Genomic DNA, 13,365 nt, shown 5'->3' on the forward strand with positions numbered 1-13,365 from the left:
GAGCGTGAGCCACAGGACGCGGGTGTCATCGACCTGATGTCGCGCCTCCGCGAGAGCCTGGAACAGGGCAAGCCTAAGAAGCAGGGCGCGGTCCGTGCGCGTGGCAAGACGGCCGCCGCAGAGGAGAAGAAACCCTCGCGCAAGAAGAAGAAGACCGCCTAGCCCGCCCCATGGCGTCGTCGCCCAAACGAAAACTCGGCGAGTATCGCCGCAAGCGCGATTTCAACCGGACCCCGGAGCCAAGCGGCGACGGGGCCTCCGGCGCATCGTCGCGCCGCAAGCCACTGCGGTTCGTGATCCAGAAGCACGCCGCCAGCCACCTCCATTTCGACTTCAGGCTCGAGCTCGACGGCGTCATGAAGAGCTGGGCCGTGCCGAAGGGCCCGAGCCTCGACCCCACCGTCAAGCGCATGGCGGTGCCGACCGAGGACCACCCGCTCGCCTATGCCGACTTCGCCGGCGACATCCCCGAAGGCCACTACGGCGCCGGCCACGTCGTGGTGTGGGACCGCGGCAGCTGGCGGCCGATGGGCGACGCCGCGGCCGGCTTCGCGAAGGGCCACGTCGACTTCGAGTTGAGCGGCGAGCGGCTGCACGGCCGCTGGGCCCTGCTGCGCATCGCACGCAAGCGCGACGACGAGCGCGAGGCGCCGTGGCTGTTGATCAAGCAGCGCGACGAGCATGCGCGCGCCGAGGGCGAGTTCGATCCGGTCGCCGCCTGGCAGGGCGGGCTGCCGCCGAAGCCGGCCGCGGCGAAGCGCGCCGCGACGGCTCCCCCGCCGCGCAAGCCTGCGGCGGCGAAGCGAGGCGCGAACGCGGCGGTGCTCGCGAAGGCGCTCGCGCCGATGCTTGCGACGCCGCGGGCCGGGGCGCCGGCCCGCGAAGCCGACTGGGCCTTCGAGCTGAAGTTCGACGGCTACCGGCTGCTGCTGCGCATCGAAGACGGCGAGGCGCGCTGCTTCACCCGCAACGGCCTCGACTGGACCGCGAAGCTCGCGCCGATCGCCGCGGCTGCGGCGAAGAGCTTTCCGAGCGGCAGCTGGATCGACGGCGAACTGGTCGCGTTGCGCGAGGACGGCACTCCCGACTTCGACGCGCTGCAGGCGCTGCTCGCGATGCGCGGGCACCGGCCGGCCGAGGCGAAGGGCGCGAGCTCGCCGAGCTTCGTCGCCTTCGATGCGCCGTTCCTGCGCGGCGAAGACCTGCGCGACGCGCCCTGGCACGCGCGCCGCGCCGCGCTGCTCGCCGCCTTCAAGCCGCGCGGCAAGGCGGCCGGGCTGCTGCGCGTGAGCGAGGTGTTCGACGTGCCGGCCGCCGCGCTGCTGCAGGCTTCGACGGCGCTCGGCCTCGAAGGCGTGATCGGCAAGCGGCGCGACTCGATCTACGCTGCCGGCCGGCGCAGCGACGACTGGATCAAGCTGAAGGGCATCCGGCGCCAAGAATTCGTGGTGGTCGGCAGCATGCCGGGCAAGAAGGGCGAGGACCCGGGCTCGCTGGCGCTGGCCGAGCGCGCGGCCGACGGCAGCCTGCGCTATGTGGGCAACGTCGGCAGCGGCTTCGCGGCCGGGCAGCGCGCCGAGTTGAATCGGCGGCTCGCGCGCAAGCCGAGCCCGAAGCCGACCGCGCGCGTCGAAGGCGAGCCGGCACGGGGCGTGCGCTGGGTCGAGCCGGAGCTCGTCGCCGAAGTCGCGTTCGCCGCGCGCACCTCGCAGGGCCGGCTGCGCCACGCGGTCTTCCACGGTCTGCGACAGGACAAGCGCGCGGCCGACGTCGGCGTGCAAGGAGCGACGGCGATGCCCGCATCGAAGGCCCCCCGGACCGCGCCGCCGAAGCTGCGCGTCACCCACGCCGAGCGCCGCATCGACGCGGCCAGCGGCGCGACCAAGGGCGACGCCGTCGCGCACTACGCGCGCGTCGCGCCCTTGATGCTCGAACACCTGCGCGGCCGGCCGGTCGCGCTGCTGCGTGCGCCGCAGGGCGTGGGCGGCGAGCTGTTCTTCCAGAAGCATCTCGAGGGCGAGCCGGTCGGCGGCATCACGCTGCTCGATCCCGCCTTCGATCCGGGCCATGCGCCGCTGGTCGAGATCGCCAGCGCCGAGGGGCTGCTCGAAGCCGCGCAGCGCAACACGATCGAGCTGCACACCTGGAACGGCCGCAAGGACCGCATCGACCAGCCCGACCGCATCGTGCTCGACCTCGACCCAGGCGAAGGCGTGCCGTGGTCGCGGATGCAGGAGGCGGCCAAGCTCGCCCGCGCGATGGTCGAGGAACTCGGCCTCGCCGCCTTCCTGAAGACCAGCGGCGGCAAGGGCCTGCACGTGGTCGTGCCGATCCGCCGCGCACTCGGCTGGGACGAGGTGAAGGCCGGCGCGAAGCTGATGAGCGAGCACCTTGCGCGCGTGTTCCCCGACCGCTTCGTCGCGATCAGCGGGCCGAAGCGGCGGGTCGGGAAGATCTTCGTCGACTACCTGCGCAACGGCCGCGGCGCGACGACGGTGGCCGCGTGGTCGCTGCGCGCGCGCCCGGGGCTCGGCGTGTCGGTGCCGATCGACTGGAGCGAGCTCGCGGCGATCGACTCCGGCGCGCAGTGGACGCTGCTAGAACTCGAACCGCGGCTCGCGATCGGCAACGCGCCGTGGGACGGGATGGCGCGCGCCGCCAAGGACCTGCGGCCGGCGCTGCGGCGGCTCGCCTCGATCGGTTGAGGGTTCAGCCGGTTCAGCCGACCCGCTCGCCCTGCGTGCGCGTCGCGAGCGCGCGCTGGATCGCCTCGGCCAGCACCGCCGGCGAGCAAGGCTTGGGCAGCACCGCGAGCTGCTGCTTGCGCGCCTGCGCGAGCCGCACCGCGTAGCCGGTCATCAGCAGCACGGGCAGCGTCGGCGTACGTTCGCGCAGCCGGCCGGCCAGCGCGATGCCATCGAGCGTGCCCGGCATCTCGATGTCGCTCAGCACCAGGTCGATCTCGTCGCGGCGGCTTTCCACGAAGGCCAGCGCTTCGGCGCCGTCGCGCACGTGCTGCACGTGGCAGCCCATCGCTTCGAGCAGCTGGTGCGTCGCGCGCGCGACCTCGTCGTTGTCCTCGACCAGCAGCAGCCGGCCTTCGATGCGCGTGGCCGGCGGCACGACCGCCGCCGCGGCGGCCGCGGCGCGCAGGCTCCGCCCGAGCCACAGCCGCACCCGCGCGCCACCGCCGGGGGCGGCCTCGATGCGCGCGTCGCCGCCGGTGCTCTGGCACAGCGCGCGCACCTGGCTCAAGCCGAGTCCCGTGCCCTTGCCGACCGGCTTGCTGGTGAAGAAGGGCTCGAAGGCGCGCTCGGCGAGCGCGGGCGCGATGCCCGGGCCGCTGTCGTCGACGTCGATCTGCACAAAGCCGCCTTCCAGCGACGGCGGCGTCTCGCCCGGCTGCGCGTTGCGCGCGGCGATGCGCAGCGTGCCGCGGCCCTGCATCGCGTCGGCCGCGTTGACCGCGAGGTTGATCAGGGCGAGTTCCAGCTCGGCCGCGTCGACCTCGATCGGCGCGGTGTCCTCGTCCACCGCCCACTCGAGGCGGACTCCCGAGCCGAGCAGCGGCTTGAGCAGCTCGATCAGCCCGGCGAGCCGCTCCTGCAGCAGCATCCGCTCGGGCAGCAGCGCCTGCTGGCGCGCGAAGGCGAGCAGCTGGCGCGTGAGCTTGGCGCCCGAGGCGACCGCGCGGCCGATGGCCGCGACCTGCTGCGTCTCGGCCAGCTCGGGCCGCTGGCGCCGGATCACCTCGACGCTGTTGCCGACGATCGCGAGCAGGTTGTTGAAGTCGTGCGCGACGCCGCCGGTGAGCCGGCCCATCGCCTCGAGCTTCTGCGACTGCATCAGGTTCAGCTCGGCGCGCTGGCGCCGCGCGGTCTCGTCCTCGAGCCGGCGCACCGTGGCGAACTCGTCGCGCGTGCGCCGCAGCGAGACCCAGGCCATCCACGCGAAGCCGGTCGCGGTGGGGAAGACGAACAGCGCGATCAGCGCGACCTGCCGGCCCCAAGCGGCCAGCACCGCTTGGCGGTCCATCGACGCGACGACATACAGCGGGTAATCGCCGAGCTGGCGGAACATTCGCAGCCGCGGCGTGCCGTCGAACGACGACGGGCCGTCGCTCGCGCCGACGCGCTCGCCGGCGGCGATCTGGCGCATCGTGCCCTCGTCGGCCGGCGTGCGGTCGGTCGGCAGCAAGCCGGGCCAGCGCGCGATGCCGGTGCCGTCGCGGCGCAGCACGGTCAGGCGCAGGCCGGGCTGGTTGCGCAGCAAGGCCCGGTAGAAGTCGGTCAGGGACTCGGGGCGCAGGCTCACGTGCACCGTGCCGGCGAAGCTGCCGTCGGCGTGCGTGCGGCGGCGGCTGATGTCGAAGGCCGCCTCGCCGGTCAGCCGGCTGACCAGCGGCTCGCTCACGTAGACCGGCTCCTCGCCGCGCAGGTGCGCGCGCTGCCAGCTGCGGTCGCTGTAGTCGATATGGCGCGGCGGGGGGTGGCTGCGGCTGTTGGCGATCATGCGGCTGTCGACGCCGTGCACGAACAGGCCCTGCACCTGGGGCAGCGTCGCGGCCATGTACTTCAGGCGCGCATGCAGCTCGTCTTCGCGTTCGCGCAGGCCGGCGTCGTCGGCATGGCCGACCAGGTCGAGCATGCGCTGCAGCAGCATCTCGTTGGTGTCGAACAGCTTGAGCCCGTGCTCCTGCGCGATGCGGGCGGCGCGGTCGAGGCGGTCGCGCGCGTCGTCGAACTCGCGCTCGTAGAGCACCGCGGCGACGGCCACGAAGGCCAGCGTGGGCAGCAGCAGCGCCAGCGCGACGACGGCGCGCAGCCGCGCCAGCGTGCGCAGCCGGCTCGATTCGAGCGCGGGTACCGGGGGGTCGGGGGCGCGCACGGGCGCGTCGGGCATCGCTTCGTCTCCTCGCGCGCCGCAGGGGTGGCGCCGAGCGGCGCAGCCTAAGGCAAGCGCCGTCCGGGCATCAGCGGGAAGTCACGGGCGCGCGGCTCACTTGGGCCGCGGCCTGCGCAGCTTCGGCTGCACCTGCTGCAGCCGGCCGGCGCGCAGTTCGGCCACCGTCTGCGCGACCGCCCGGCCGAGGTTGCGCGCTTCTTCCTGCACCGCTTGGTCGGCATCGAGCGTTTCGTGGCTGGTCGCGTAAGGCTCGTAGTAGCCGATCGTGCGGTCGAGCCGTGCCTGCGGGCCGGCGTCGATCAGGCCCATCCAGTCGAGCCAGTCGGAAAGGTCGCGGCGCGCGCCTTCGTAGCCGGCGACGTCGCCGTGCACCAGCAGGCCGTAGACGCGGCCGGCCAGGTGCTGCGGGTAATCCCAGCCGGCCAGCTCGACTTCCTTGGCCTTGGCCGCGTCCTTGCCGCCGGTGCGCGTCGGGTCGGGGTTGCCGCCGTCGGCGCAGACGAGCCGGTCGATCATCAGCTTCAGCGCGCTCGGACTCTGGTACCAGTAGGTCGGCGTGACGATCACGACGCCGTGCGCGGCGACCCAGCGCTCGTAGATCTCGGCCATCCAGTCGTTGACCTGGCCGGTCGAGTGGTTCGGATAGCAGCTGCACGGCCAGTGGCACAGCGGCATCGCGGTGGAGACGCAGGCCTTGCAGGGAAAGATCATCCGGCCGAACTCCGACTGCATCAGGCTCATGTCGAGCAGGTCGCATTCGATGCCGTTCGCCTCCAGCCCCTCGCGCACCAGGCCGCAGAGGCGGAAGGTCTTCGACATCTCGCCGGGGCAGGTGCCGTCGTTGCGCGCCGCGCCGCAGATCACGAGCACGCGCGAGGGCGTCGAGGCGTCGAGCTGCCGGCTCTGCAGCGCCTTCAGGCGCTCGCTGTTCGCGCGCCATTCGTCGGAAAGGTCGTAGTCGGGGTCCGCGTAGCCGGGGCCGGCCTTGTGCGTCAGCGGCGCCTTGCGGCCTTGCTCGTAGTTCTCGAAGGCGATGCGCTCGAGCCGGCCGAGGGCGTCGCGCTCGGCGTCGAACTTCGGGTCGTAGAACAACGCGCGGAAGCGCTCGCCGAAGGCCTCGCGCGACAAGGTGGCGGGCGCCTGGCCCTTGCGTACTTCGGTCATCGGCGGCTCCAGCTGCGGTGCGCCGCTGGGGCAAGCACCGTGCCCTGAGTCGCCGCGTCACACGAGCGCGGTGTCCAGCACCATCATCAGCGCGAAGCCGAGCACCAGGCCGCCGGTGGCCGCGTGCTCGTGGCCGGTGCGGTGCGACTCCGGGATGATTTCGTGGCTGACGACGAACAGCATCGCGCCCGCCGCGAAGGCCAGGCCCCAGGGCAGCAGCGCGCCGGTCAGCGTGATCAGCGCCGCACCGAGCACCGCGCCGACCGGCTCGACCAGCCCCGACGCCGCCCCGAGCGCCACCGCGAAGCGGCGCGGGTAGCCCGCCGCGTGCAGCGCGACGGCGATCACCAGCCCTTCAGGCACGTCCTGGATCGCGATGCCGGTGGCCAGCGCGCTGGCCGCGAGCGCATCGGTGCCGCCGTAGGCGACGCCGATCGCGAGGCCCTCGGGCAGGTTGTGCAGCGCGATCGCGAAGACGAACAGCCAGGTGCGCTTCAGCGCGCGCGCATGGGCGTGGTGGCGGTCCTGGCCCTTGATGAAGTGCTCGTGCGGCAGGTTCTTCTCGAGCAGGAGCATCAGCCCCGCGCCGATCAGCACGCTCGCGCCGACGATGCCGGCCGCACCGAAGCGGCTCGCGCCCTGCGCGGTCGCCGCGGCGAGCGCCGGCACGATGAGCGAGAACGAGCACGCCGCCAGCATGACGCCGGCGCCGAAGCCGAGCATCGCGTCGCGGGTGCGCTCGGAGTGGCGCTGCTGCAGCAGCACCGGCAGCGTGCCGAGCGCGGTCGCGAGCGCCGCGATGCAGCCGGCCGCGCCGGCCGCGACGATGCGCGGGTCGGTGCGGCCGATCAGCTGCCAGCCGTCGTGCAGCAGCGCGGCGAGCCCGCCCAGCACCACCGCCAGGCCGACCCAGCGGCCCGGCTGCGCGGCCCAGGCCCGCTCGCGCACGCCCATCGAGCGACGTCGCGGCTCAGCGTCGCACCGACTTGGTCGGCGCGATGCCGTTGCCGCCGCCCGCGCCGAGCATCGCACCGGTCATCGGGTCCTGCTGCGGGTCGGAGCGGGTGCGCTGCATCGTCTGCGCGACGAGGCTCTTCTCGTCGGCCTGCAGCGCCACTTCGGGCAGGCCGCTGCCGCCGTCGACCGCGCACTGCTGCTCCCAGTCGCTGACGTACTCGAAGTTCTCGTCGCTGTTCCACGAGCCGCGCTCGTCGCCTTCGCCTTGCGACATGTTGAAGTAGACGTTGCTGAAGCGCTCCATGCCGGGCAGCTTGCCGGGCGGGAAGTTCGGCTGGATCGCGTACAGCGCCTTCTCGAACGACTGCTGGTGCGCCACCTCGCGCGTCATCAGGAAGCCGAGCGCCTCCTTGACGCCGGGATCGTCGGTGCAGGAGATCAGGCGCTCGTAGATGATCTTCGCGCGCGCCTCCGCGGCGACGTTGCTGCGCAGGTCGGCGGTCGGCTCGCCGATGGTGTCGACGTAGGCCGCGGTCCACGGCACGCCGGCCGAGTTGGTCAACGGCGGCCCGCCGCCGTAGAGCACCTGCGTGACGTGCGAGTCGTTGCCCGCGCCGCTGATGCGCCGGTACATCTCGGCCTCGCTGTCGACCGCCTCGGACAGGCGGCTCTTGCTGCCCTTGTTGAGCATCGCGACGATGGTGCCGATCACCTCGAGATGGCTCAGCTCTTCGGTCGCGATGTCCATCAGCATGTCCTTGCGACCCGGGTCGGTCTCTCCCAGGGCCTGGGTGAAGTAGCGCGTGGCCGCGGCGAGCTCGCCTTGCGGGCCGCCGAACTGCTCGAGCAGCAGGTTCGCGAGGCCGGGGTTCGACTCGCTGACGCGCACTGTGTATTGAAGGCGCTTGTTGTGGGAGAACATGGTCGGCTCCTGTCGATGGATGGAGGTTGTGGGGTACGCCGCGGCGTTCGCGCTCGCGCTTTCGTTTCGGCGTGGATGCGAAGTTCGGCAATGCCCATGCCCGCACTCCTCGATCGTTCGTGCGGTGTCGTGATTGCCGCCGTGTGCCCTCGTTGCGCGGCCGCCCGGGCCGCGACGAACCGCATCGAAAGGCTGCCGCCGTCGATCAGGCCCATCCCTTCACGCCGGGCGCGTCGCTCCCCGGCGCGCCGACCGCCGGCGAGCGCACGACGCGCAAGAGCCGCACCACCGTCCGCACGGCTGGCGCCGCTGGCTGTTCGCGACGAACCACAAGGACATCGGAACGCTCTACCTGCTGTTCAGCCTTGCGATGCTGATGACCGGCGGGTGCTGTCGTTCATCGTGTGGGCCCACCACATGTTCGCCACCGGCATGCCGGTGACCGGCCAGCTCTACTTCATGTACGCGACGATGCTGATCGCGGTGCCCACCGGCGTGAAGGTGTTCAACTGGATCGCGACGATGTGGCGCGGCTCGATGACCTTCGAGACGCCGATGCTGTTCGCGGTCGGCTTCATCTTCGTGTTCTCGATCGGCGGCTTCTCGGGGCTGATCCTCGCGGTCGCGCCGGTGGACATCGTCGTGCACGACACCTACTACGTCATCGCGCACTTCCACTACGTGATGGTCGCGGGCTCGCTGTTCGCCATGTTCGCCGGCTACTACTACTGGGTGCCGAAGTGGACCGGCGTGATGTACCGCGAGCGGCGCGGCCAGGTCCACTTCTGGGTCTCGCTGGTGAGCTTCAACGTCGGCTTCTTCCCCATGCACTTCCTTGGCCTGGCCAACATGCCGCGCCGCTACGCCGACTACCCGATGCAGTTCGCCGACTTCAACTTCATCGCGTCGATCGGCGGCTTCGTCTTCGGGCTGGCGCAGGTCTATTTCGTGTTCTTCATCGTGCTGCCGGCCCTGCGCCACCGCGGCGAGCCGGCGCCGCAGCGGCCCTGGGACGGCGCCGAGGGGCTCGAGTGGGAAGTGCCGTCACCGGCGCCTTTCCATACCTTCGAGACGCCGCCGGTGATCGATGCGCGCGGTACGCGGCTGTCGCCGCCGCAAGCGTCGTGACCGCCCCACAGGTACGGGCCTTGCCCGCATGGAAGCGTCGGCAAGGTCGCCGTCGCATCCAGGAGCGTGCACATGGCTCAGAACCGCGAACAGGACCAGAACCCGTCGAATCGCCAGCAGCAAGGCGGGCAGGGCTCGCAGCAGAACCCGCAGACCAACCGCCAGCAGGATCAGCAAGGAGGCCAGAGCCGCCAGCAGGAGCAGGGCGGCCAGGGCTCGCGCCAGCAAGGCCAGCAAGGGCAATCGGGCCAGCCGGGGCAGCAGGGCGGTCAGGGCGGCCAGGGCGAGCAGCGTCGCTGACCGATCGATTTTCTGATCCGCCGACCGGGCCGCCGCGGCTTCGCCGCGCGGCCCGGTCCCGCTTTCGGCCCCCGGCTCGTTCCGGAAACTTGCGCTGCGAGAGCTTCATGAAGCTGCATCACCTCAACTGCATCTCCTCCTGTCCGCTCGGCGGGCGGCTGATGGACGGACGCAGCGCGTCGGTGTTCCAACGCGGGCGGCTGTGCTGCCATTGCGCGCTGCTGGAAACCGATCGCGGCCTCGTGCTGATCGACACCGGCTTCGGCCTCGACGACGTGCGCCAGCCGCGCCGCCGTCTCAGCGCGTTCTTCCTCGCGCTGCTGAGCCCGGATTTCCGCGAGGAGATGACCGCGCTGCGGCAGATCGAGCGGCTCGGCTTCCGCGCCGCCGACGTGCGCCACGTCGTGCTGACCCACCTCGACTTCGACCACGCCGGCGGCCTGACCGATTTCCCGCAGGCGCGCGTGCACATGCTCAGCGCCGAGCACGACGCCGCGGTCGAGCGGCGCACTTGGCTCGACCGCCAGCGCTACCGGCCGCAGCAGTGGGGCGACCGCAGCCGATGGCACGGCTACCTGTCGGGTGCCGGCGAGCCGTGGTTCGGGTTCTCCGCGGTGCGCGCGCTCGACGGGCTCGATGAGGAACTGCTGCTGGTGCCGCTGGTCGGCCACACGCTCGGCCACGCGGGCGTGGCCTTTCGCGCCGACGGCCGCTGGCATCTGCAGGCCGGCGACGCCTACTTCGATCGCCGCGAGATGGACTTCGAACACCCGCGCTGCGCCCCGGGGCTGCGCATGTACCAGACGCTGATGGAGAAGGATCGCGGCCTGCGCCTCGCCAACCAGCAGCGGCTGCGCCAGCTCAAGCGCGAACAGGGCGCGAACCTGTCGCTGATGTGCTCGCACGACCCGATGGAGTTCGAGGCGCAGGCCGGCCGGCGCGTGATCGATGCGGTGCCGGCCGCCGCGCGGCCGGTCGCCGGAGCCGCGTGATGCGCGGACGCAAGGACGCCGAGGACCAGCGGCTCGAAGGGCGCGCGCAAGCGCCCGAGGAGAAGGTCGGCAGCTACCAGGAACTTCTCGACGAAGCGCTGGAGAACACCTTCCCCGCGAGCGACCCGATCGCCATCGGCGCCGCCAAGCACGCGCGCCAGCCGCGGCCGACGCCGGGCAACGAGGTCGACTGGAGCCTGCAGCCCGGCGCCGAGCCGCCGGCCGCTGCGCCGGGCACCGCCAAGCAGCGCTCCTAGCGCATGGCCGCGCCGCGGGCGCGCCGGCACGGGGTTTGCCGCCCGCAGCGTTCACGAGGGCGCGCGGCAGCGTAAGGTTGCGCGTCCCGCCTCGACTGCCCGGTGATCCGCCCCGGCCGGCGCACGAGCCGCCGTCACGACGAAGGAAAAGCTTCGATGAGTGCTCGTATCGACGACCTGCGTTCGCGCCTCGACCACGATCGCGCCGCATGGCAGCAGCGCTACGCCGAGGTGCGCGCTGCCTCGCTCGCGCTCGCGGCACCGCTGTCGGCCGAAGACCAGTGCGTGCAGGCGATGGCCGATGCGAGCCCCACCAAGTGGCATCTGGCGCACACCAGCTGGTTCTTCGAGACGGTGCTCCTGGCCGAGCATGCGCCGCACGCGCGGCCGTTCGACGAGCGCTACGGCTTCCTCTTCAACTCCTACTACGAAGCGCTCGGCCCCCGCCACCCTCGGCCGCAGCGAGGGCTGCTGACGCGGCCGCCGCACAGCGAGGTGCTGCGCTACCGCGAGCATGTCGATGCGGCGATGGCCGAGCTGATCGAAGGCGCCGGCGAGCGCCGCTGGGCCGCGATCGAGCCCCTGCTGATGCTGGGCCTGCAGCACGAGCAGCAGCACCAGGAGCTCATCCTCACCGACGCGAAGTTCCTGCTGTCGTGCAACCCGCTGCAGCCCGCGTACGCCGAGGGCGACGGCGCCGCGCCGCGCTGCCACCCGCAGGCGATGGACGCGGCCCAGGGCTGGCGCGAACGGCCGGGCGGCATCGTCGCCGTCGGCCGCGCGCCGGCCGCGGGCGCCGACTTCGCGTTCGACAACGAGACGCCGCGCCACCGCGTGCTGCTCGCCGGGCATGCGATCGCGCGCCGGCCGGTGTCCAACCGCGATTACCTCGAGTTCGTGCGCGAAGGCGGCTACCGCAGCGCCGCGCACTGGCTCAGCGACGGCTGGGCCGCGGTGCAGGCCGGCGGCTGGGAGGCGCCGCTGTACTGGCGCGACGCGGGCGCGGCGCGGCCGACGGTCTTCACGCTGCACGGCGAACGCGCGCTCGACCTCGACGAGCCGGTGAGCCACCTGAGCTTCTACGAAGCCAGCGCCTACGCGGCCTGGGCCGGCGCGCGGCTGCCGACCGAGTTCGAATGGGAGGCCGCGGCGAACGACGGCATGCTCGACGCGACCGGGGAGGTCTGGGAATGGACCCGCTCCTCCTACGACCCGTATCCCGGCTTCCGCCCGCTGGCCGGCGCGGTCGCCGAATACAACGGCAAGTTCATGGTCGGCCAGCTGGTGCTGCGCGGCGGCAGCTGCGCGACGCCGGCGGGCCATGCGCGGCCGAGCTACCGCAACTTCTTTCCGCCGTCGGCGCGCTGGCAGTTCAGCGGCGTGCGTCTCGCGAAGGACGCCGCATGAAGCCCGGACCGATGCTCCAGCGCATCGACGCCGCCGTGCCGGCGCCGGCCCTGCTGCCCGCGTCGCCGCGCGTCGTCGACAGCGACTTCGCGCGCGAGATGCTCGCCGGCCTCGCACGCACGCCGCGCAGCGTGCCGCCGAAGTTCTTCTACGACGCGGCGGGCTCGGCGCTGTTCGACCGCATCTGCGAACTGCCCGAGTACTACCCGACGCGCACCGAACTCGCGCTGCTGCGCGCGCGGGCCGGCGAGATCGCCGCATGCCTCGGGGCCGATGCCGAGATCGTCGAGTTCGGCGCCGGCTCCAGCCGCAAGGTGCGCGTGCTGCTCGAGGCGATGCAGCGGCCGCGCAGCTTCCTGCCGATCGACATCTCGGCGGAGCACCTTCATGCGGCGGCGGATGCCCTGCGCGCCGACCATCCCGGCCTCGACGTGCGGCCGATCGCCGCCGACTTCAGCCGCGCGATCGCCTTGCCCGCGCGGCATGCGCAGGCCACGCGGCGCGTCGGCTTCTTCCCGGGCTCGTCGATCGGCAATTTCTCGCCCGACGAGGCGATCGCCTTCCTGCGCCGCGCACGCGAGACGATCGACCACGACGGCTGCGGTGCGGGGCTGCTGATCGGCGTCGACCGGGTCAAGGAGCCGGCCCGGCTGCAGGCGGCCTACAACGACGCGGCCGGCGTCACCGCGGCCTTCAACCTCAACCTGCTCGTGCGGGCGAACCGCGAACTCGGCGCGAACTTCGCGCTCGACGGCTTCGCGCACCATGCCTACTACGAGCCGCGGTTGCAGCGCGTCGAGATGCACCTGGTGAGCCGGCGCGCGCAGCAGGTGCGCGTGTGCGGCCACGTCTTCGACTTCGCCGAAGGCGAGACGCTGCACACCGAGAACTCGCACAAGTTCACCGTCGACGGTTTCCGCGCGCTCGCGCAGCGGGCCGGCTGGCAGCCGCGCGCCGTGTGGTGCGACGACCAGCAGCTCTTCAGCATCCACTGGCTCGGCTTGCCGGGCTGATCACCGAAAGGGTTCGATGAAAGCGACATGGAACGGCGTGACCATCGCCGAGAGCGACGACACCGTGGTCGTCGAAGGCAACCACTACTTCCCCGAAAGCGCGGTGAAGCGCGAGTACCTGGTCGGCAGCAACCACAAGACCATGTGCGCATGGAAGGGCCAGGCGAGCTACCACTCGCTGCTCGTCGACGGCGAGCTGAATCCCGAAGCGGCCTGGTACTACCCCGAGCCGAAGGAAGCGGCCCGCGAGATCAAGGGCCGCATCGCGTTCTGGAAGGGCGTGAAGGTCACGGAGTGAGCCGCTTCGGCGGCGCGCCGAG

General features: G+C 72.1%; 11 protein-coding genes and 1 pseudogene. 8 read left to right on the forward strand and 4 right to left on the reverse strand.

The window, feature by feature from the left end; genetic code table 11:
- Positions 1-170 precede the first annotated feature (170 nt).
- A complete protein-coding gene (gene ligD, locus VFR90_RS02880; RefSeq protein WP_326404490.1) occupies positions 171-2,705 on the forward strand; it encodes a DNA ligase D in 2,535 nt (844 codons plus the stop codon).
- A gap of 13 nt (positions 2,706-2,718) precedes the next feature.
- On the opposite strand, the gene VFR90_RS02885 is transcribed toward ligD, so the two are convergent.
- The 4 genes from VFR90_RS02885 to VFR90_RS02900 all read right to left on the reverse strand — a co-directional run bounded on the left by VFR90_RS02885 (position 2,719) and on the right by VFR90_RS02900 (position 7,948).
- A complete protein-coding gene (locus tag VFR90_RS02885; protein ID WP_326404491.1) occupies positions 2,719-4,902 on the reverse strand; it encodes a hybrid sensor histidine kinase/response regulator family protein in 2,184 nt (727 codons plus the stop codon).
- Between the two features lie 96 nt (positions 4,903-4,998).
- Positions 4,999-6,069, reverse strand: coding sequence for a flavodoxin family protein (locus VFR90_RS02890; protein ID WP_326404492.1), 1,071 nt, complete (start codon positions 6,067-6,069; stop codon positions 4,999-5,001).
- A gap of 57 nt (positions 6,070-6,126) precedes the next feature.
- The gene (locus VFR90_RS02895; protein ID WP_326404493.1) at positions 6,127-7,023 is read right to left on the reverse strand and encodes a ZIP family metal transporter; all 897 of its coding nucleotides are present in this window, start codon (positions 7,021-7,023) and stop codon (positions 6,127-6,129) included.
- A gap of 16 nt (positions 7,024-7,039) precedes the next feature.
- Positions 7,040-7,948, reverse strand: coding sequence for a manganese catalase family protein (locus VFR90_RS02900; RefSeq protein WP_326404494.1), 909 nt, complete (start codon positions 7,946-7,948; stop codon positions 7,040-7,042).
- A gap of 387 nt (positions 7,949-8,335) precedes the next feature.
- On the opposite strand from VFR90_RS02900, the pseudogene VFR90_RS02905 reads away from it, so the two are divergent.
- From VFR90_RS02905 to VFR90_RS02935, 7 genes and pseudogenes are all read left to right on the forward strand, one after another.
- Positions 8,336-9,076, forward strand: a pseudogene (locus VFR90_RS02905) (cbb3-type cytochrome c oxidase subunit I); the annotation flags it as partial.
- Between the two features lie 72 nt (positions 9,077-9,148).
- The gene (locus VFR90_RS02910) at positions 9,149-9,376 is read left to right on the forward strand and encodes a hypothetical protein (RefSeq protein ID WP_326404495.1); all 228 of its coding nucleotides are present in this window, start codon (positions 9,149-9,151) and stop codon (positions 9,374-9,376) included.
- A 107-nt stretch (positions 9,377-9,483) separates the two neighbouring features.
- Positions 9,484-10,368, forward strand: a complete 885-nt coding sequence (locus VFR90_RS02915) for an MBL fold metallo-hydrolase (RefSeq protein WP_326404496.1) — start codon at positions 9,484-9,486, stop codon at positions 10,366-10,368.
- Positions 10,368-10,625, forward strand: a complete 258-nt coding sequence (locus VFR90_RS02920; RefSeq protein WP_326404497.1) for a hypothetical protein — start codon at positions 10,368-10,370, stop codon at positions 10,623-10,625. Before VFR90_RS02915 ends, VFR90_RS02920 begins: the two co-directional genes overlap by 1 nt.
- A 156-nt stretch (positions 10,626-10,781) precedes the next feature.
- A complete protein-coding gene (egtB, locus tag VFR90_RS02925; protein WP_326404498.1) occupies positions 10,782-12,032 on the forward strand; it encodes an ergothioneine biosynthesis protein EgtB in 1,251 nt (416 codons plus the stop codon).
- A gap of 98 nt (positions 12,033-12,130) precedes the next feature.
- On the forward strand, positions 12,131-13,045 hold the full coding sequence (egtD, locus tag VFR90_RS02930; protein WP_326404514.1) for an L-histidine N(alpha)-methyltransferase: 915 nt from the start codon (positions 12,131-12,133) through the stop codon (positions 13,043-13,045).
- A 16-nt stretch (positions 13,046-13,061) separates the two neighbouring features.
- Positions 13,062-13,343, forward strand: coding sequence for a DUF427 domain-containing protein (locus tag VFR90_RS02935; RefSeq protein WP_326404499.1), 282 nt, complete (start codon positions 13,062-13,064; stop codon positions 13,341-13,343).
- The last annotated feature ends 22 nt before the right edge of the window (positions 13,344-13,365 follow it).

This window comes from Methylibium sp. (genome assembly GCF_035762065.1).
GTDB lineage: Bacteria > Pseudomonadota > Gammaproteobacteria > Burkholderiales > Burkholderiaceae_C > Methylibium.